The following is a 19,109-nucleotide window of genomic DNA, read 5'->3' on the forward strand; positions in this document are numbered from 1 at the left end:
GCCCGCGAGGCCCCGCGCCGCGCGGGTCACCGCCCGACGAACTTCGGCTTCTCCTTCTTCACGAACGCCTCCACCGCGATCACATGGTCCTCCGAGGCGCCGGCCCGCGTCTGCAGCTCGTCCTCCTTGGCGAGCGTCTCGGACAGCGAGTGGTCGGTGCCGTACGCCAGCGACTCCTTGAGCGCGGCGTACGCGGCGGTCGGGCCCTGCGCCAGCCGCAGCGCGAGCGCCCGGGCCTCCGAGGCCAGCTCCGCCGCCGGTACGACCTTGTTCGCGATGCCCAGCTCGTACGCCTCCTGGGCGCTGATGCTGCGCGGGAAGAGCAGCAGATCGGCGGCGCGGCCGTGGCCGATCAGCCGCGGCAGCGTCCAGGACATGCCGGAGTCGGCGGTCAGCGCGACGCCGGCGAAGGAGGTGTTGAAGGAGGCGGAGTCGGCGACGAGGCGGTAGTCCGCGGCCATCGCGAAGCCGGCACCGGCGCCCGCCGCGACGCCGTTCACGGCCGCGACGACCGGCTTGGCCATCCCGGTCAGCGCCTCCACGATCGGGTTGTAGTGCTCGCGTACGGTGCTCAGCGCATTGCCCTCGCCGCTCTCGCGGGTCTCGGCCAGCAGCCCGATGTGCTCCTTGAGGTCCTGCCCGACGCAGAAGGCGCGCCCGGTGGCGGTCAGCAGCACCGCCCGTACGGCGGGGTCGGCGGCGGCCTCGCGCACGGTGTCACGGAGGGCGACCTTGGTCTCCGTGTCGAGCGCGTTCATCGCATCGGGGCGGTTGAGCGTGATCGTGGCAACGCCCTCGGTGACGTCGTAGAGCACGGTGTCGGCCATGGTGGGATCCCCTCCGTCGTGGCTCGGGCTGCGGGTACAAGTGCGGCCCGGCGATCAGAATGCCGGAGATCATCGGCGCTGTCGTGTGACGTACATCAAAGAAAGACAGCGCGCCACGTAGTGGCAGGTGGCGCAGTATCGCAGGTGACTCCCCGAATTGGGTGGTTTTGCGAATGTACGTTGCCGAAGGGATGCCCGCTGATGTTGGTCATCGGGTCCTGCGATGCGGGATAATGACATGGAAGCAATGTGTTCGATGCCGGTGACGCGTGCCCCTCTCCAGAGGGCCGTCGGCTGACGATGAGCTGGTTTCAGGAAGGGGAACGAGCATGGCGGCCATGAAGCCGCGGACGGGCGACGGCCCGCTCGAGGTGACCAAGGAGGGGCGGGGCATCGTCATGCGCGTTCCGCTCGAAGGCGGCGGTCGGCTCGTCGTCGAGCTGACTCCGGACGAAGCCAAGGCTCTCGGAGAGGCTCTCGACAAGGTCTGCGTCTGACGCAGGCGGAGCCTCACTGAATGTCCGGCCCCGGTGGGCGGCGCGTACGCGATACGCGCCCGGCCCCGGGGCCGTGTCGTACCCCCGGCGTAGCGGCCGGACCCGGAAATACGCGTCCATGCGTACACCAGTGGACGTACGGGGGTTCGGTCCCGGCGTACGCGTTCTCGCCCCGGGCACCCTACGCACCCTTACTCACCCGCTGCGCAGGGGCCCCCGGTGCGCGTACCCTCAGCCGCGCTTGACCGCGCACAGTAGGCCGTCGCCCACCGGCAGCAGCGACGGCACCAGGTGCACGCTCTCGCGGATGGACCGCAGCAGCTCCCGCAGCCGCTGTATTTCCGCAGGCTGCTCGCCGGCGTCGACGGTCCGGCCGTCGGCGAAGACGCCCTCGAAGCAGACCACCCCACCGGGGCGCAGCAGGCGCAACGATTCAGCGAGGTACTCGGCGTACTCCATCCGGTCGCCGTCGCAGAAGACCAGGTCATAGCCGCCGTCGGCGAGCCGCGGCAGGACTTCCAGGGCGCCGCCGGGGATGAAGCGGGCGCGGTTGCCGGCGAACCCGGCGGCGCGGAACGCCTGCCGGGCGAACTGCTGCCGCTCCGGCTCCAGGTCGACGGTGGTCAGCACGCCGTCGGGGCGCATGCCGTGCAGGAGGTAGATGCCGGAGACGCCGGTACCGGTGCCGATCTCCGCGACGGCCTTGGCGTCCGCAGTCGCGGCGAGCAGGCTGAGGGCCGATCCGGTGCCGGTCGAGACCGTGCGGATGCCGGCTTCCCGGGCCCGGTCGCGGGACCAGTGCAGGGCGGCGTCGGCCGTGTCGTCGATGGTCCCGGCGCCGTATGCCTCGGCGAATGCCAAGCTCGTCTGCCGGTTGCCGGTAATGGCCCTCTCCTGTCCCCGTAGTTGACGCAACCGTGACTGTATCCGCTGAGTGCGGGAACCCGCAGATGGGACCGGGCGTTGAAGGGGAACAGGGGGGATGCGCGGGTGAAGTCGGAAGAGAACCACAAGCCGGACCAAATGCAGGTCAAAACTGCTTATCCGGAGCTAACGGGTGAGGTGGATATGGTAGGGGCTCTACTGGACACCACCAGAGCCACCAGGGGAGGTGCGGCTGCGGCGGGTGACCGAAGAACGCTGCGGCGTTTTCGAAGGTCGGCCGGCGAGCCGAAATCCGTGACCAACAATGCTGACCATGCCCGCCCGCACAACTCCGCACCCACCGCGACCTTCGCCGCCGATGCGGAATCGCAGGCGTGGACTCCCCCCAGCTGGGAGGAGATCGTCAGCACCCACAGTGCTCGTGTGTACCGCCTCGCCTACCGCCTGACGGGAAACCAGCACGATGCCGAGGACCTCACCCAGGAGGTCTTCGTCCGCGTCTTCCGTTCGCTCTCGACGTACACCCCCGGTACGTTCGAGGGCTGGCTGCACCGCATCACGACCAACCTCTTCCTGGACATGGTCCGCCGACGGCAGCGGATCCGCTTCGACGCGCTGGGCGACGACGCCGCCGAGCGGCTGCCCAGCCGCGAGGCCGGCCCCCAGCAGCAGTTCAACGACACCCACTTCGACGCCGACGTGCAGCAGGCGCTGGACACCCTCGCGCCCGAGTTCCGCGCCGCCGTCGTCCTGTGCGACATCGAGGGCCTGTCGTACGAGGAGATCGCCGCGACCCTCGGCGTGAAGCTCGGCACGGTCCGCAGCCGTATCCATCGCGGCCGCTCCCACCTGCGCAAGGCGCTCAAGCACCGCTCCCCGGCGGCGCGCGCCGAGGAGCGGGACCGCGAGCAGCGGCAGCGCGCGTTCGCGCCCCTGACAGGGGAGGTCGGAATCGCGTGAGCGGTAGCGGCGGTCAGTCCCCCGCTGAGCAGCATCTCGGCGACCGCCTCGCGGCTCTGGTCGACGGGGAGTTGGGGCACGATCAGCGTGAGCGGGTGCTCGCGCACCTCGCCACGTGCGGGAAGTGCAAGGCCGAGGCGGACGCCCAGCGGGAGCTGAAGAACGTCTTCGCCGGTATGGCGCCGCCCGGGCCCTCCGACGGGCTGCTGGCCCGGCTCCAGGGGCTGCCCGGGGGTGATCCCGGCGCGCCCGCGGCCCGGCTCGGTGAGGGCGGCCTCGGGCGCGGTGGCTTCGGCCGGGGCGGCCTGGACGGTGGCGGCTTCGGCCGCGGCGCCATGTCCTTCGCGTACGCACCCTCGGGCGCGCACGCGGTTCCGGGGATGCTGCCGGAGCGGGGTTTCCCTGAGCGGGCCGCCGAGCGTGGTTTCCCGGTGCACGGGCGCGGCGGTGCGCGGCCCGCCACGGGCGCGGGTGCCGGTGCGGCCCCCGGCGTGGGCTCGCCCCGGCGGCGGTTCGCCTTCGTCGCGGCGGGTGCGGTCTCCCTGGCGGCCTTCGCGCTCAGCGGCGCGCTGCCGCTGGAGGCGGCGGTCGACACGGCCGGTGAGGGGGCGAACAGCCCGCTGACGGCCTCGTCGGCGGACGCGAGCGGTGCCGTGGGGGAGCGGCCTGGCGCGGGGCGCGGCTCCCGGGACCGGGACGCGCTGCTCGGCGTACTGCAGGGCCGGGCCACGCCGGCAGCGGCGTCGGCGGAGTTCTACCCCGCGGCGGCCTCCCTCCCCGTCAACTACGCGTCTCCCTCGGTCAGCGACCGCGGCGCGCGCCTGAGCCCCCTGATAGCCCCCGGCCCGTCCGGCGCGTCCGGGTCCGGTACGGCCTCCGGGCTCGGCACGGACGCGGGCTCGGGCGCCGTCGCGGGGACGTCGGTGGGTGCCTCGCCCAGGCTCCCCGGCGCGGGGACCGGAGCCGTCGGCGGTACGGACGGCCCGGCGGGCGCGTCCGGCGGCGGCCCGCTGCCCTCGGCGCTCGCCTCCCCGGCCGCACCGGCCACGTCGTATCCGGCAGCGCCACTGCCTCCGCTGGAGCCGAAGCGGCCCCTGCTGACCCGGAGTGCCTCGGCGGCACCCTGACGTGGCGTCAGGCCGCGCGCCGGGCTCCGCCTTCCGCAGGGCCCGGCAGCCACCGGGCCCTGCGCGCGCCGGCCGCGAACCTGGTTGAATCGCCGAAGGGCCGCACATCGCGCCAGCAGCACGCCCAGGGGGGCGCGCGGCCCCGCACGTGGGCGAACTGTGGGGAGAACATGAACGAGGGCACGGCCTCCGGGCCCCACCACGAGGACCGTTCCGACGCGGCCGCGGACCGCGAGGCCGAAGCGTCGCCGTCGCCGCAGTCGCCGGCATCCGGGGCGGAGCCCCCGCGCGACTCCGCGCAGCCGCTGCATCCCGAAGACCCGTACGGCACGCCTCCGTACGGCGGTCCCGGTCCGTGGGCCCCGGCGCCGCCGGTGCAGCGCCCGGTACCGACACCGCCCGAGGGCGTCACGGTCCCGACCCCGCTCCCGCCCCCACCGGCCCCGGCACCGGCCCCGGCCGCCCCGCAGACGGCTCCGCAGCCACAGCCATACCCCCAGGCACCCGCCCCCGCGGCCCCGGCGCCCGCCGCCGCGACCCCCGCGCCGGCCACCCCGCACCCCCGGCCGGGCGGTCCGTGGGAGCGGTACGACCCCTGGGCCGTGCGGTCCGGTGCGGGAGCGCCGCCCCCGGAGGGGCGCAAGCGCGGGCGCGGGCGGATCGTCCTGGGCGCCGTCGCGCTCGCGTTGGTGGCGGGCGGCGTGGGCGGCGGCGTCGGCGCCTACATCGAGCGCGACGGCGGCGTCGGTGACGTCCGGCTGCCGCAGGTCTCCGGCGAGGAGTCCGGCCGCGCCCCGGACAGCGTGGCGGGCATCGCACATGCCGCGCTGCCCGGCGTCGTCACGCTGCACGTGCGCGGCGGCGACGAGGAAGGCACTGGCACCGGCTTCGTACTGGACCGCAGGGGCCATCTCCTGACGAACAACCACGTCGTCGAGGCGGGCGGCGCGGACGGCGAGATATCCGTCACGTTCAGCGGCGGCGACACCGCCACGGGCCGGGTCGTGGGCCGGGACAGCGGCTACGACCTCGCCGTGGTCAAGGTCGACGGCGTGAGCGACCTCAAGCCGCTCACCCTCGGCAACTCCGACGACGTGCGCGTCGGCGACCCGGTCGTGGCCATAGGCGCGCCCTTCGACCTCGCCAACACCGTCACCGCCGGCATCATCAGCGCCAAGCAGCGCCCCATCACCGCGGGCGGCGAGAGCGGCGACGGCAGCGATGTCAGCTACGTCGACGCGCTGCAGACGGACGCCCCGATCAACCCGGGCAACTCCGGCGGCCCGCTGGTCGACGGCCAGGCGCACGTCATCGGCATCAACAGCGCTATCCGCGCGGCCGGCAGCGGCGACAGCCTCGGCGGCGAGCAGGGCGGCAGCATAGGGCTGGGCTTCGCGATACCGATCAACCAGGGCAAACGCGTCGCCGAAGAGCTGATCAACACCGGCCGGGCGACGCATCCGGTGATCGGCGTGACGCTGGACATGGGGTACTCGGGGGACGGCGCCCGGGTCAGCGCGAAGGGCCGGGGCGGCGGCGCGGCGGTCACTCCCGGCGGGCCGGGCGCGCGGGCCGGCATCAAGGCGGGTGACCTGATCACGGAGGTGGACGGCGGTCCCGTGCACAGCGGGGAGGAGCTGATCGTCAAGATCCGCAGCCACCGCCCCGGGGACCGGCTGAAGCTCAGAGTCGAGCGGGACGGCAGTCCGCGCACGGTCGAGATCACCCTCGGCTCCTCCACCGACCAGGGCTGACCGGCACCCTCAGGTGGCTCGATCGTTTGCACGGTGTTGGGGCGGGTGACTCCCGCTGGACGACCGGGGCCAGGTACCGTGATAGTCGGCCTGGCCGGAAGGCCGCAGGATGGGCCGCGGACGGATCAAGGAGCTGCCAGGTGTTCTTCGACATAGGACCCCTCGAGCTGGTCGCGCTCGTGATCCTCGCGGTACTGATCTTCGGCCCGGACAAGCTGCCCAAGGTGATCCAGGATGTGACGGGATTCATCCGTAAGGTGCGGCAGTTCTCCGACAGCGCCAAGGAAGACATCCGCTCGGAGCTGGGCCCCGAGTTCAAGGACTTCGAGTTCGAGGACCTGAATCCGAAGAACTTCGTACGCAAGCACGTCATGGAGAAGGACGAGTACGGCCTCCAGGACATCCGCAACGGCTTCGACGTGAAGCAGGAGATGGCCGAGGTCACGGAAGCCGTCCGGGGCAACGGCAGCGACGCCGGCGGCGTCCGCCACAGCCTCACCAAGGACTCCCCGGACGCCGCGAGCAGCACGTCCGACCGGCTGACCAAGCGCGAGACCCCCGCTGCCCAGGACCGTCCGCCTTTCGACGCCGACGCCACCTGATACGTCCGTATGTCCGGCTGTGTTGACGCGTATGGCTATGCTCCCCGTGTCCGGGGTGAGGTCGCCTGAGGGGGGCGGGCCGCCCACGACGCAGGGCAACGAGGAGGCTCCGCGCAGATGGAGACGAAGAGTCCGGCCGGCGCGCACCCGGTGTCCGTTGACACCGGGGAGAAGGTCGACGGCTATCTGATGGCCGATTTCCCGTGGTACGGCCTGGACGAGGCGTTCACGGGCCCGCGCCGGCTGATGCACGCCGGCGTCACCCCCCAAGGCACGGTCGAGCACGGCTCGCTCGCGCACGGCGAGGAGCCCACCATTCGGGTGGAGAAGGTGCCGGACGCCGAGCGCTTCACCGTCGTGGTCACCGTCCCCTGCCGCCCCGTACGGCGCAGCGCGGACGGCACGGGCGTCCTGGAAGCCACCTCGGTCTCCTCGGCCGCCTGGCTGGCCGGCTCGGGCCTGCTGAACTGCACCTGGCCGGCGCAGATGGAGCGGGCGCTGCGGCAGGACTGGCTGGACCAGCAGACCATGCTCGCGTGGGAGCTGGCGGACGACCTGACCGGCGAGGCGTGGAGCGAGCTGACACTCCCGGTGGACGGCGTGCCGACGCCGTTCCACTACCGCGAGTCGGAGTACGGCTGGGTGCTCGCGGGCTCGGCGGGCGACGGCCCGGACGGCGCGCACATCGGCGCGTACGGCCGAGGCATGAGCGCCTACGGCCTGGGCTTCGCGGTCGTCAAGGACATCAAGGCGTACGAGGGCTGAGCCCCGCCGTGTACGAGGGCTGAGCCCTCCGAGGGGCCCCGCCAGGCCCCGGCACGCACGACGAAGGGGCGGACCGTCCGGCGGCCCGCCCCTCGTACGGCCCGGGAATCGCCCCGGTACGGCTCAGAACTTGTTGCGCGGGGTGATCCCCAGCGACATGCCCGACAGGCCGCGCTGGCGGCCGCCCAGCTTGCCGGCGATCGCGCGGATCGCCGCGCCCGCGCCGGAGTCCGGGTCGGTGAGCACGACCGGCCTGCCCTCGTCGCCGCCCTCGCGCAGCCGTACGTCGATCGGGATGGAGCCGAGCACCGGCACCTGCGTACCGGTCGTCTTCGTGAGGCCCTCGGCGACCCGCTCGCCGCCGCCCGTGCCGAAGACGTCGACGATCTCGCCGCTGGGCAGCTCCAGACCGGCCATGTTCTCGACCACGCCGACGATCTTCTGGTGGGTCTGTACGGCGATGGAGCCGGCCCGCTCGGCGACCTCGGCGGCGGCCTGCTGCGGGGTGGTCACGACGAGGATCTCGGCGTTCGGCACGAGCTGGGCCACGGAGATCGCGATGTCACCCGTGCCCGGGGGCAGGTCGAGCAGCAGGACGTCCAGGTCGCCCCAGTACACGTCCGCGAGGAACTGCTGGAGCGCGCGGTGCAGCATCGGGCCGCGCCAGACGACCGGCGCGTTGCCCGGGGTGAACATGCCGATCGAGATGACCTTCACGCCGTTCGCGGCCGGCGGCATGATCATGTTCTCGACCTGGGTGGGGCGGCCCTCGGCGCCCAGCATGCGCGGCACGGAGTGGCCGTAGATGTCCGCGTCCACGACGCCGACCTTCAGGCCGTCGGCCGCCATCGCCGCCGCGAGGTTCACCGTCACCGAGGACTTGCCGACGCCGCCCTTGCCGGAGGCGACCGCGTAGACCCGGGTCAGCGAGCCGGGCTGGGCGAAGGGGACCTCGCGCTCGGCGGTGCCGCCGCGCAGCGCCGTGGCCAGCTCCTTGCGCTGCTCGTCGCTCATCACGTCCAGCTCGACGGCGACGCTGGTGACGCCCTCGACCCCGGCGACCGCGTCGCGCACATTGCTGGTGATCGTCTCGCGCATCGGGCAGCCGGAGACGGTGAGGTAGACCGCGACCGACACCGCACCGTCGGCCGCGATGTCCACCGATTTGACCATCCCCAGCTCGGTGATGGGGCGGTGGATCTCGGGGTCGTTCACCGTCGCGAGCGCATCGCGGATCGCGTCCTCGCTCGGTGCGGCCGTCGTGGGCGTGTCGGTAGCCATGTACTGCATGGTACGGCTCAGTAGGTGGCCTCCGGAAAGGGCCGCACACGGTCGTGTTCGTCACTCTCGGTGGCGGCGGGCCGACGTGCGCTCCTCGTACTCGCCGTCCTCGTCCCGCCGCTCCTCCAGTTCCTTGAAGAGGTCCTGCAGCTCCGAGCGGATCCAGTCGCGGGTGGCGACCTCGCCGAGGCCGAGGCGGAGCGCCGCGATCTCGCGGGTCAGGTACTCGGTGTCGGCGATCGACCGCTCGTTCTGCTTGCGGTCCTGTTCGCGGCTGACCCGGTCCCGGTCGTCCTGCCGGTTCTGCGCGAGCAGGATCAGCGGCGCGGCGTACGACGCCTGCAGTGACAGGGCGAGGGTCAGAAAGATGAAGGGGTACTCGTCGAAGCGCAGCGGCGCGGGTGCCGAGACGTTCCAGGTGACCCAGACGATGATCAGGACGGTCATCCAGACGATGAACCGGCCGGTGCCCAGGAAGCGCGCGATCTTCTCCGACAGCCGCCCGAACGCCTCCGGGTCGTACTCCGGCAGCAGGCTGCGGCGCGGCGCGCGCGGCACGTCCAGCCGCACCCGCGCGCGCTCCCCCGTGACCGCCGCGGCCCGCGCCCGCTCCTTCGCGCTCTCGCGCTCCTCAACGCCCATGCGCGCCCCCACCGGCCGCCCCGGCGGCGCTGCTGCCCTGAGCGCCGCCCGTGTGCCCGTTCACGCGGTCCTCCGCGCGGTCGTCGCCGCCCTCGGCCATGTGCGCGCCGGGATCCACCCCGGGCGCGCCGTGCAGATCTGTCTCGCGCCAGTCCTCGGGCAGCAGATGGTCCAGTACGTCGTCGACCGTCACCGCGCCCAGCAGCGACCCGCTCTCGTCCACGACCGGCGCGGCGACCATGTTGTAGGTGGCGAGATAGCTGGTCACGGACGGCAGCGGGGTGTCCGGCGGCAGCGGCGGCAGATCGCTCTCCACGATCGCGCCGACGAGGGTGAAGGGCGGGTCGCGCAGCAGCCGCTGGAAGTGGACCACGCCGAGGTACTTGCCGGTCGGCGTCTGGTCCGGCGGCCGGCAGACGTACACCTGGGCGGCGAGCGCGGGGGAGAGGTCGGGGTCGCGCACCCGGGCGAGCGCGTCGGCGACCGTGGCGTCCGCGCCCAGCACGATCGGTTCGGTGGTCATCAGACCGCCCGCCGTCCGTTCCTCGTACGACATCAGGCGCCGTACGTCGGCCGCGTCGCTCGGCTTCATCAGTGTCAGCAGCCGCTCCTTCTCGTCCTCGGGGAGCTCGGAGAGCAGGTCGGCGGCGTCGTCGGGGTCCATCGCCTCCAGGACGTCGGCGGCCCGCTCGTCCTGCAGCTTGCCGAGGATCTCGATCTGGTCGTCCTCCGGCAGCTCCTCCAGGACGTCGGCGAGCCGGTCGTCGTCCAGCGCGGCGGCCACCTCGGCGCGCCGCTTCGGGCTGAGGTGGTGCAGGACGCTCGCCAGGTCGGCGGGGTGCAGCTGCTCGAAGGTGGCGAGCAGGCTCTCGGCGCTCTGCCCGTGCTCCTCCAGAGAGAACCCGGTGACCTGCGACCACTCCAGGGTCAACGTTTCTCCGCGGCGCCTGAGCGTGCCGCCCTTCCCCTTCCGTACGAAGACCTTGTCGATCTCCCAGTCGCGGCGGGCCGGCAGCTGGGTGATGCCGATGTCCAGGACGGTGACCTCTTCACCGGTCTCCACGATGCTGACCCGGCGGTCCAGCAGCTCGCCGAGGACGAGCGTCTCGGAGGCGCGCTGCTCGAAGCGGCGCATGTTCACCACGCCGGTCGTGATCACCTGGCCGGACTCCACGCCCGTCACCCGGGTCATCGGCAGGAAGATCCGGCGCCGGCTGATCACCTCGACGACCAGTCCCAGCAGCCGCGGCGGCCGGCCGCCCACCCGCAACATGGCCACCAGGTCCCGTACGCGGCCGACCTGGTCGCCGTTGGGGTCGAAGACGGCGATGCCGGAGAGGTGCGAGACGAACACCCGGGGGGTGACCACCGCCATGCCGCGCGCCTCCGCTCCTTCTCCTCCGGCTCCCGGCGGACCGGGTCCTCTTCCTCCGGCTCCGGCGGACCGGGGCCGCCCGACTCCCGAAAAAACGGCTGAAATCGCGCTTCGGCCGGACTTCAGGCTAACGCGCTCACCGGGCGGGTGCCCCGGCAGGCACCACCGTACGGCTGTCCCCTTCTCCGCCCCGGCCCTCCGCGTCGGAAGGTGTGCGGGGCACCGGTACGCTGCCGTACGCCGTCGAGGCCACCGCGACCGACCCAGTGCACCAGGAGGCAGGCAGCCGTGACCGCTATTTCGCCAGGTTCGCCAGGAACGAGCCGCCGGTCCCGCACCGCCCGCCGCGCGGGCCGGGCGACGGCCGCCGCGGCGGTGTGCGCGGGCCTGGCCCTCGCGCTGGCGGCCTGCGGCGGCGCGAAGGAGGACCCGGACGCGGGCACCAACGGCGTCGGGAAGCTGACCCCCGCCAAGATCCGGAAGAAGACGCTGGCCGCCGCCTCGGGCGCGGGGAGCGTGCACGTCTCCGGCAAGCTCGTCAGCGGCCGCAGCACGTACCAACTGGACATGCAGCTCGCCCAGAACGGCGGCAAGGGCACGGTCAGCACGAAGGACACCACCTTCTCCCTGCTGCGCATCGACAGGTCGCTGTGGGTGAAGGCCGACGCCGACTTCTGGGCGCACCAGAAGGGCTCCTCGCCGAGCAGGAGCGATACGGCGGCCGCCGCCAAGCTGGGTGGCAAGTACGTGAAGGTGCCCTCCGAGGACCGCACGTACCGGCAGTTCAGCGGCTTCACCGAGAAGGAGCCGCTGCTGGACACGCTGCTCACACTGCACGGCGGTCTCTCCCGCGGCGCGCACGGCAGCCTGGACGGGACCCGGACGATCCGCATCGCGGCCGCGCGGGGCAACGGGGGCACGCTGGACGTCTCCCTGGACGGCGAGCCCTACCCGCTGCGGCTGCAGCGGGCCGGCGGCGCGGGCGTGGTCACGTTCGAGGACTGGGGCGAGCACATCGAGCTGGAGCGCCCGGACGACGACAAGGTCGTGGACTACGGGGAGAGCCTCGGCAGCGGGAACTGACCCGGCAGCCCTCAGCCGCGCCGCTTCCGGCGCAGCAGCTTCGGCAGGGCAGCGGGGACCGGCTCGCGGGTCGTGGCGTCGGTCGGCAGCGGACGGGCCGCCTGCGCGTCCGCGCCGAAGTCCGTACGGGCCGTGGGCGCCCCGTCCCCGGTGACCGGGGCCAGCCGCAGCACCCGGCACTCGCGGGCCCAGCGCTCCGGCATGGTGTCCGCGTCCGGCGCGTTCAGCCGCTTGCCCTTCAGCTCGCCGACGGCGGCTTCCCAGGGCTCGCTGTGCGGCGCGGCCTCGGTGACCCGGGCCGTCCAGGCGACCAGCCGGCCGCCCTTGTCCTTGCTGCGGACGGTGACGGTGGCGGTGCCGCCGTCGGTCAGGCCGAGGTCCGCGAGCGGCTGCTCCAGGGGGCCGTCGCCGACCAGGCACGCGGCGCCGTCGTGCCAGACGTGCCACAGCGCGCGGGCCGGACCCTCGGTCCCCTGGACCCAGATGAGGCCGGACTTCTTGGTGGCCTCCTCGATGAGGGCCTGGTCGAGCAGCGGCTGGGGCGCGGTCTCCGTCATGCCCGCAAGCCTAGCCAGGCCCGCCGGCGGAGCGTGCCGCGGCCCGCGCCGGGCGCTCGGACTGCTGTGCGCGCCCCCGCCCGCTACAGCCAGCCGTTGCGCTTGAAGCCGCGGTGGATGCCGAAGCAGATGGCGACCGTGAGCATCAGGACGGCCGGGTAGCCGTACTTCCAGTGCAGCTCGGGCATGTACTTGAAGTTCATGCCGTAGATGCCCGCGATCATCGTCGGCACGGCGAAGATCGCCGCCCACGACGTGATCTTGCGCATGTCCTCGTTCTGGGCCACCGTCGCCTGCGCCAGGTTGGCCTGGAGGATGGAGTTCAGCAGGTCGTCGAAGTTGAGCACCTGCTCGTTGACGCGCGCCAGGTGGTCGGCGACGTCCCGGAAGTACTTCTGGATGTCGGAGTCGACCAGCCGCATCGGCCGCTCGCTGAGCTGCTGCATCGGCCGCAGCAGCGGCGAGACCGCCCGCTTGAACTCCAGCACCTCGCGCTTGAGCTGGTAGATCCGCCCGGCGTCGCCCTTGGACGCGCTGCCGCCCCGGCCCTGCGCCTTGCCGTTCGTGCCGGAGCTGAAGACGTCGATCTCGACCTCGTCGATGTCGTCCTGCACCGCGTCGGCGACCGCGATGTAGCCGTCCACGACCTGGTCGGCGATGGCGTGCAGCACGGCCGAGGGGCCCTTGGCGAGCAGCTCGGGGTCGTCCTGGAGACGGTGCCGCAGCGCGCGCAGCGAGCCCTGGCCGCCGTGCCGGACGGTCACGATGAAGTCCCGGCCGGTGAAGCACATCACCTCGCCGGTCTCCACGACCTCGCTCGTGGCGGTCAGCTCGGCGTGCTCGACGTAGTGGATCGTCTTGAAGACGGTGAAGAGCGTGTCGTCGTACCGCTCCAGCTTGGGCCGCTGGTGGGCGTGGACGGCGTCCTCGACGGCCAGCGGGTGCAGCCCGAACTCCTGGGCGATGCCGGCGAACTCGCGCTCGTTCGGCTCGTGCAGCCCGATCCAGGTGAAGCCGCCGTTCTCGTGCACGTCGGCGATGGCCTCGGAGGGGCTGACGTGGCGGCTGACGCGGCGTCCGTCGCGGTAGACGCCGCAGTCGACGATGGCGCTGTTGGTCGTGGCGGCGCGGGTGGTCTCGTACTCGTACGGGGAGTCGCCGCGACGCCGGGAGGGGCGGACGGCGGCGCGCAGGTCGCGGATCATCGACATGGCGGGCTCCTTCACGGGCCGGCCGTCAGCCGAGGGCGCGGGGCGTAACGCAACCCGGAACGTGGACGTACGCGGCATCGTCGGCCGTACGTCCGCAAAGCGGGCGGCGCTCCGTGCGGTGGTGCTGACGGCAGTTCGCAGTGCGGAAAGAACTGGGGAAAACCGAGGTGCAGGCGTTCTTCCGTCAAAAGCTGCGGGTGCGAAGGGTCTTCCTGTGTTTCACCGCGAAGCGGTGGGGTACGGAAGCTCTCGGAATCAGGAGAGTCGCATCATCAGCGGGAGGACGGGAGAACTGCCGGTACTGCACGGTCGACTAGGATCCATGCCAGTCCCACCTCCTCCGGCCGGTCCCTGCTGGGGGACGACGTCTTTCGCTGACCAGATGGCAAGGCTATCAGCCGCCTGAACCGTTACGGCCCCGCTCCGCCGCCGCTTTGCCTGTTCCATACCGGGCACCCGGCCGGGCCTATGCTCGCCGCATGTCTGACGTTCTTGAGCTGGTCGAGGCCCGGCTGCTGATGGCCCTGGGGAAGCCGGACGCGCGCGCGGCGGTGACGTTCCTCGGTACGGACCGCATCGAAGTCCTGCGCTACGCCGACGCCGAGCTGGTGCGATACGTCACCCTCGGCATGTCCGCGAACCCCATGACCGATCCCTCCGCGGTACTTGCCGACCCCCTGCGCGGTCCTCGTGCGGAGCTGGTCCTCACGGTCCGCAACGGCCGCGCCGACACCGACAAGGTGCTCAGGTCGCTCGCCGTACTGGCCGCGTCCCCGCAGGTCGAGGGCGTCATCGTGGCCCCGGGCGCGTCCCTGGACGTGGGCGAGCCGCTGTGGCCGGGCGCCCCCTTCACCTCGGTGCTGGTCACCGAGGGCGGGGGACTGGTGGAGGACCTGGAGCTCGACGACCCCATGGAGCCGGTGCGCTTCCTGCCGCTGCTCCCGATGACGCCGAACGAGGCGGCCTGGAAGCGGGTGCACGGCGCGGCGGCCCTGGAGGAGCGCTGGCTGCAGCACGGCACCGACCTGCGGGACCCGCTGCGGAGCGGCGTACCCCTGGACTGACGCACTCCTGTGGGCTGACGCACCGAGATCGAAACGTCACCGTACGAAGATGGCGTGAACCGAGTGGCTGATTGGCCTGAAGGTGACAGCGGCAGGGCGGCGCAGCGCGGCCCCGGACGGGTGATCGTCCTTGACGCGCGGGCGGCCCTGGAGGACCGTTGAGCTTTATGAGGGGCGAACCCAGTTGCCCGAAGTGCGGTGGCCGGGTGCGGGCGCCCGGTCTCTTTGCCGACTCCTGGCAGTGCGACGTGCACGGCACCGTGCACCCGCTCCAGCCGGTGGTGCCGCCGAGCGTCGAAGCGCTGGCCGTGGTGGTCAATCGTGCGCGCGTTCCCGTGTGGATGCCGTGGCCGCTGCCGGTGGGCTGGCTGTTCACCGGTGTGGCCTGCGCGGGGGACGACCGCAGCGGCGGCCGGGCCACGGCGGTGGCCTGCTCGGGACCCGGACCGCTGGGCGGGCCGGGCGAGCTGGTGCTGGTCGCCGAGGAGCTGGGCGTCGGCCTCGGCGCGCGGTACGCGGGCATCGACGGCCCGGACCCGGGCCCGCGCATGAAGGTGGACCGGTCGCCGCACGCCAAGGTGCTGGCCGCCGGCCGGCCGACCCCGATGTGGCACGTCGAGGGCGTCCCCGAGGACCGCGCGGTCTTCGCGGGCGAGGCGTGCGGGCTGTGGCTGTGGGCGGTCGTCTGGCCCGAGCAGTCGGGGCTGCTGATGTACGACGAGCTGGTCCTGACCGACCTGCGGGACGCGGGCGCCGAGGTCGACCTGCTGCCGTGCGGGGCGCTGTCGCCGCGCATCCTGTCCTGAGAGGCGATTCCCGTCCTGCGAGGCGATCGGCCGGCCGTCAGGCCACCGGTTACCCTTTGAGGCGTCCCCTGTTGTCCGGCGCCCTGACCGGCCGTCCCCCGGTCCGCCGTCCCGTCCGTGTCTGGAGTCCGCGTCGTGCGTATCGACCTGCACACCCACTCCACCGCGTCCGACGGCACGGACACCCCCGCCGAACTGGTACGCAACGCCGCCGACGCCGGTCTGGACGTCGTCGCGCTCACCGACCACGACACCGTCGGCGGACATGCGGCGGCCAAGGCCGCGCTGCCGCCCGGCCTCACGCTCGTGACCGGCGCCGAGCTGTCCTGCCGGCTGCCGGCGCGCGACGGCAGCGGCGACGGCATCAGCCTGCACATGCTGGCGTACCTCTTCGACCCCGAGGAGCCGGAGCTCGCCCGCGAGCGCGAGCTGGTGCGGGACGACCGGGTGCCGCGCGCCCGCGGCATGGTCGCGAAGCTCCAGGAGCTCGGCGTGCCCGTGACCTGGGAGCAGGTCGCGCGGATCGCCGGGGACGGCGCCGTCGGCCGGCCGCACATCGCCACCGCCATGGTCGAGCTGGGCGTCGTGCCCACCGTCTCGGACGCCTTCACCCCCGAGTGGCTGGCGAACGACGGGCGGGCGTACGTCGAGAAGCACGAGCTGGACCCCTTTGATGCGGTCCGGCTGGTCAAGGCCGCGGGCGGGGTCACCGTCTTCGCGCACCCGCTGGCCCTCAAGCGCGGCGTGTGCGTCCCCGAGAGCGCGATAGCCGAGCTGGCCGCCGCCGGACTGGACGGCATCGAGGTCGACCACATGGACCACGACGCGCCGACCCGGGACCGGCTGCGCGGCATCGCCGCCGACCTCGGCGTGCTCACCACCGGCTCCAGCGACTACCACGGCAGCCGCAAGACCTGCCGGCTCGGCGAGTACACCACCGACCCCGAGATCTACGGGGAGATCGTGCGCCGCGCGACCGGCGCGTTCCCCGTCCCGGGCGCCGGCGGCTGACCCGGGGCGCCCGGCCCCACTCCTCTCCGCTCCCAGCGGCTTCCCGGCGCCCCGCGCCGTCTTCCTCCTCCGTACACGCGCCGTGCTGCGCGGGTGCGTCCGTACCACCTCTCGCAAGGCCATCACCGTGCTCGACCTCGCTGTCTTCGGATCCCTCTTTCTCACGCTTTTCGTGATTATGGACCCCCCTGGAATCACCCCGATCTTCCTCGCCCTGACCTCCGGCCGTCCGGCCAAGGTGCAGCGCCGGATGGCCTGGCAGGCGGCGGCCGTCGCGTTCGGCGTCATCGCCGTCTTCGGTCTCTGCGGCCGGCAGATCCTGGCGTATCTGCACATCTCCACGCCCGCGCTGATGATCGCGGGCGGGCTGCTGCTCCTGCTGATCGCGCTCGACCTGCTGACGGGGAAGTCGGAGGAGCCGACGCAGACCAAGGACGTCAACGCGGCGCTGGTGCCGCTGGGCATGCCGCTGCTGGCAGGGCCCGGCGCGATCGTGTCGGTGATCCTCGCCGTGCAGCACGCGCAGGGGTTCGCCGATCAGGTCTCGGTCTGGGCGGCGATCGCCGCGATCCACGTGGTGCTGTGGCTGGTCATGCGCTTCTCGCTGGTGATCATCCGGGTGATCAAGGACGGCGGGGTGGTACTCGTGACCCGGCTGGCCGGCATGATGCTCTCCGCGCTGGCCGTCCAGCAGATCATCAACGGCGTGACGCAGGTGGTCAGCGGCGCCTGAGCCCCGGGACGGCCGGACCGTCCGCCGCGTCCCGGAAAACACGCCGCCCCCGTACGGATCGTCCGTACGGGGGCGCGGCTTCGACGGGCCGGTGGTCCGGCGGGCCGGGAAGCCGGGGGTCGCGCTACGAAGCGACCGCCGCGGAATCGGCGGGGCGGATGTAGATGCGCTGGCCGATTGCTGCGGCCTGCTGCACGATCCGGTTGACGGAGGCGGCGTCCACGACGGTGCTGTCCACGGCGGTGCCGTTGACATCGTCAAGGCGCATGATCTCGAAGCGCATAAAGGGCTTCTCCCTTCGTCTGATCCTCCTGAGGAGAACTACTCGAACGGCACGAGTGCCTGTCATCGGTGTCAGGCGTGCCATAGGGGACAACGAAGTGTCCTGAGCAATAATTCCCTACGCTAAAGAAAATTTTCGCCAGACTAATTACTCACCAGTAAGTACGGTCGTCGCACGCCACCCGGCCGGTTGTGTCTCCCCCGCCCGCGCCAGGAGAATCGAACCGGTATGAACGACGACCTCCGGCCCGCGGGCCCCACCGACCTCACCGCTGTCGTGGCGGGCATCGAGCGCACCAACGAGCTGCTCAACCGCGTCCTGGCCGAGGTCGCCACCACTCCCTCGACGCACGCGGTCTTCGTCGACGCCGGCTATCTCTACGCCGCGGCCGGCCGGCTGGTCACCGGTACGGAGGACCGCCGCTCCTTCGATCTCGACGCCGAGGGGATCATCGATGCGTTCATCGAGATGGCCCGCACGGTCTTCCCCGACAGCCGGCTGCTGCGGGTGTACTGGTACGACGGCGCGCGGCGCCGCATCCACACCCTGGAGCAGCAGTCCATCGCCGAGCTCCCCGACGTCAAGGTCCGCCTCGGCAACCTCAACGCCAACAACCAGCAGAAGGGTGTCGATTCCCTGATCCGCTCCGACCTGGAGTCGCTCGCCCGGCACCGCGCCATCAGCGACGCCGTGCTCATCGGCGGCGACGAGGACCTGGTCTCCGCCGTCGAGGCGGCGCAGGGGTACGGCGCGCGGGTGCATCTGTGGGGCATCGAGGCCGGCGACGGGCGCAACCAGGCCGAGCCGCTGCTCTGGGAGGTCGACAGCCAGCGCACCTTCGACCTGGAGTTCTGCAAGCCGTACGTCACCGAGCGCACGGCCCACGACGGCGGCCCCGCGGGCACGACCGACGACGGCCCGGCCCCCAGCCGTGAGGACGTCCGCTTCGTCGGCGCGCAGGTCGCCGCCCAGTGGCTGGCCTCGCGCGGCCGGGACTGGACGGCCGACCTGCTGCCCGGGCACCCGTATCTCCCCGGCGCCGTCGACCAGGACCTGCTGACCACCGCCGAGGGTCTGCTTCGCCACTCCCTGCGCCCCTACGCGGATCTGCGGCGGGTGCTGCGGGACGGCTTCTGGGAGCACGTACGGGCGCAGTTCTGAGCCCGTACGCCGTCCGGGGCATCAGTGCGCCACATACTCCGCGAGGCGCGCGAAGAAGCCGGTCCAGCCCGCCTTGGCCTGCGCGTACTGCTCGGCGGACAGCGTGCCACCGGTCTGCTGGAAGTCCATCTCGGTCTTGTCGCCGAGGCCGTTGAGCGCGACGGTGACCAGCTCGCCCTCGGCGTCCTCCGGCGCCGATGCGTCCTTCAGGGTGAAGACCAGCCGCTCGGGCGGCACGATCTCCCGGTAGACGCCGCCGAACGGCAGCTCGCCGCCGTCCTGGGTGCGCACGACCAGGTGCCACGCGCCGCCCGGCCGGACGTCCATCGCCATCCCCTCGACGGGGACCTCCAGCTCGCCCCCGTACCAGTACGCGAGGGCCTCCGGCGTCGTCCACGCCCGGAACACCCGGTCCCGCGGGGCGTCGAAGAGGCGAATGATCGAAATGCCGCTGTCGTCCGTCATGGCCGTCCGTCCTCCGTCAT

At 72.4% G+C, this 19,109-nt stretch carries 21 protein-coding genes; 12 read left to right on the forward strand and 9 right to left on the reverse strand.

What is annotated here, in order from left to right; translation table 11 throughout:
* Nucleotides 1–26 precede the first annotated feature (26 nt).
* Nucleotides 27–827 (reverse strand): 2-cyclohexenylcarbonyl CoA isomerase, encoded by an 801-nt coding sequence (gene chcB / locus IG84_RS0133745; RefSeq protein ID WP_031065982.1) that lies wholly within the window; start codon nt 825–827, stop codon nt 27–29.
* Nucleotides 828–1,156: 329 nt separating this feature from the next.
* On the opposite strand from chcB, the gene IG84_RS40270 reads away from it, so the two are divergent.
* Nucleotides 1,157–1,324 carry a DUF3117 domain-containing protein gene (locus IG84_RS40270; protein WP_107054016.1) on the forward strand — a complete coding sequence of 56 codons (168 nt, stop codon included), beginning with the start codon at nt 1,157–1,159 and terminating at the stop codon, nt 1,322–1,324.
* 231 nt (nt 1,325–1,555) lie between these two features.
* On the opposite strand, the gene IG84_RS0133755 is transcribed toward IG84_RS40270, so the two are convergent.
* Nucleotides 1,556–2,239 (reverse strand): O-methyltransferase, encoded by a 684-nt coding sequence (locus IG84_RS0133755; RefSeq protein ID WP_031065985.1) that lies wholly within the window; start codon nt 2,237–2,239, stop codon nt 1,556–1,558.
* A gap of 153 nt (nt 2,240–2,392) precedes the next feature.
* Here IG84_RS0133755 and sigE point away from each other — a divergent pair, with 153 nt between their 5' ends.
* The 5 genes from sigE (at nt 2,393) to IG84_RS0133780 (ending at nt 7,417) form a co-directional block, all read left to right on the forward strand.
* On the forward strand, nt 2,393–3,169 hold the full coding sequence (gene sigE, locus IG84_RS0133760; protein ID WP_078649738.1) for an RNA polymerase sigma factor SigE: 777 nt from the start codon (nt 2,393–2,395) through the stop codon (nt 3,167–3,169).
* Nucleotides 3,166–4,296, forward strand: coding sequence for an anti-sigma factor family protein (locus IG84_RS0133765; protein WP_031065992.1), 1,131 nt, complete (start codon nt 3,166–3,168; stop codon nt 4,294–4,296). Before sigE ends, IG84_RS0133765 begins: the two co-directional genes overlap by 4 nt.
* Before the next feature lie 170 nt (nt 4,297–4,466).
* Nucleotides 4,467–6,050: a S1C family serine protease gene (locus tag IG84_RS0133770; protein WP_078649741.1), complete on the forward strand. Its 1,584-nt coding sequence runs from the start codon at nt 4,467–4,469 to the stop codon at nt 6,048–6,050.
* A 140-nt stretch (nt 6,051–6,190) separates the two neighbouring features.
* Nucleotides 6,191–6,652: a sec-independent translocase gene (locus IG84_RS0133775; protein ID WP_031065997.1), complete on the forward strand. Its 462-nt coding sequence runs from the start codon at nt 6,191–6,193 to the stop codon at nt 6,650–6,652.
* Nucleotides 6,653–6,769: 117 nt separating this feature from the next.
* Entirely contained in the window at nt 6,770–7,417 is a 648-nt protein-coding gene (locus IG84_RS0133780) for a hypothetical protein (protein WP_031065999.1), read from the forward strand.
* Between the two features lie 123 nt (nt 7,418–7,540).
* Here IG84_RS0133780 and IG84_RS0133785 read toward each other — a convergent pair whose 3' ends face one another.
* The 3 genes from IG84_RS0133785 to IG84_RS0133795 are packed head-to-tail and all read right to left on the reverse strand — an operon-like array spanning nt 7,541 to nt 10,715.
* A complete protein-coding gene (locus tag IG84_RS0133785) occupies nt 7,541–8,698 on the reverse strand; it encodes an Mrp/NBP35 family ATP-binding protein (protein WP_031066004.1) in 1,158 nt (385 codons plus the stop codon).
* 60 nt (nt 8,699–8,758) lie between these two features.
* Nucleotides 8,759–9,340 carry a DUF1003 domain-containing protein gene (locus IG84_RS0133790; RefSeq protein WP_031066008.1) on the reverse strand — a complete coding sequence of 194 codons (582 nt, stop codon included), beginning with the start codon at nt 9,338–9,340 and terminating at the stop codon, nt 8,759–8,761.
* Nucleotides 9,330–10,715 (reverse strand): magnesium transporter MgtE N-terminal domain-containing protein, encoded by a 1,386-nt coding sequence (locus tag IG84_RS0133795; protein WP_078649743.1) that lies wholly within the window; start codon nt 10,713–10,715, stop codon nt 9,330–9,332. The genes IG84_RS0133790 and IG84_RS0133795 overlap by 11 nt, the downstream gene beginning before the upstream one ends.
* Before the next feature lie 288 nt (nt 10,716–11,003).
* On the opposite strand from IG84_RS0133795, the gene IG84_RS0133800 reads away from it, so the two are divergent.
* Nucleotides 11,004–11,798, forward strand: a complete 795-nt coding sequence (locus IG84_RS0133800; RefSeq protein WP_342668481.1) for a hypothetical protein — start codon at nt 11,004–11,006, stop codon at nt 11,796–11,798.
* An 11-nt stretch (nt 11,799–11,809) separates the two neighbouring features.
* Here the strand turns inward: IG84_RS0133800 and IG84_RS0133805 are convergent, their stop codons facing one another.
* Nucleotides 11,810–12,355, reverse strand: coding sequence for a hypothetical protein (locus tag IG84_RS0133805; protein WP_031066018.1), 546 nt, complete (start codon nt 12,353–12,355; stop codon nt 11,810–11,812).
* Between the two features lie 83 nt (nt 12,356–12,438).
* Entirely contained in the window at nt 12,439–13,566 is a 1,128-nt protein-coding gene (locus IG84_RS0133810) for a magnesium and cobalt transport protein CorA (RefSeq protein ID WP_031066022.1), read from the reverse strand.
* 479 nt (nt 13,567–14,045) lie between these two features.
* Here IG84_RS0133810 and IG84_RS0133815 point away from each other — a divergent pair, with 479 nt between their 5' ends.
* The 4 genes from IG84_RS0133815 to IG84_RS0133830 all read left to right on the forward strand — a co-directional run bounded on the left by IG84_RS0133815 (nt 14,046) and on the right by IG84_RS0133830 (nt 17,180).
* Nucleotides 14,046–14,630, forward strand: a complete 585-nt coding sequence (locus IG84_RS0133815; protein ID WP_031066025.1) for a suppressor of fused domain protein — start codon at nt 14,046–14,048, stop codon at nt 14,628–14,630.
* A 167-nt stretch (nt 14,631–14,797) separates the two neighbouring features.
* Nucleotides 14,798–15,436, forward strand: coding sequence for a DUF6758 family protein (locus IG84_RS0133820; RefSeq protein ID WP_031066028.1), 639 nt, complete (start codon nt 14,798–14,800; stop codon nt 15,434–15,436).
* A 135-nt stretch (nt 15,437–15,571) separates the two neighbouring features.
* Nucleotides 15,572–16,447, forward strand: coding sequence for a PHP domain-containing protein (locus IG84_RS0133825; RefSeq protein ID WP_031066032.1), 876 nt, complete (start codon nt 15,572–15,574; stop codon nt 16,445–16,447).
* 127 nt (nt 16,448–16,574) lie between these two features.
* Nucleotides 16,575–17,180 (forward strand): MarC family protein, encoded by a 606-nt coding sequence (locus IG84_RS0133830; protein ID WP_031066034.1) that lies wholly within the window; start codon nt 16,575–16,577, stop codon nt 17,178–17,180.
* 124 nt (nt 17,181–17,304) lie between these two features.
* Here the strand turns inward: IG84_RS0133830 and IG84_RS41725 are convergent, their stop codons facing one another.
* Entirely contained in the window at nt 17,305–17,463 is a 159-nt protein-coding gene (locus IG84_RS41725; protein ID WP_169749916.1) for a hypothetical protein, read from the reverse strand.
* 228 nt (nt 17,464–17,691) lie between these two features.
* On the opposite strand from IG84_RS41725, the gene IG84_RS0133840 reads away from it, so the two are divergent.
* On the forward strand, nt 17,692–18,624 hold the full coding sequence (locus IG84_RS0133840) for an NYN domain-containing protein (RefSeq protein ID WP_031066038.1): 933 nt from the start codon (nt 17,692–17,694) through the stop codon (nt 18,622–18,624).
* Between the two features lie 21 nt (nt 18,625–18,645).
* Here IG84_RS0133840 and IG84_RS0133845 read toward each other — a convergent pair whose 3' ends face one another.
* Entirely contained in the window at nt 18,646–19,089 is a 444-nt protein-coding gene (locus tag IG84_RS0133845; RefSeq protein WP_031066042.1) for an SRPBCC family protein, read from the reverse strand.
* Nucleotides 19,090–19,109: the final 20 nt, after the last annotated feature.

This window comes from Streptomyces ochraceiscleroticus (genome assembly GCF_000720485.1).
In the GTDB taxonomy this organism is placed as follows: Bacteria; Actinomycetota; Actinomycetes; order Streptomycetales; family Streptomycetaceae; genus Streptomyces; species Streptomyces ochraceiscleroticus.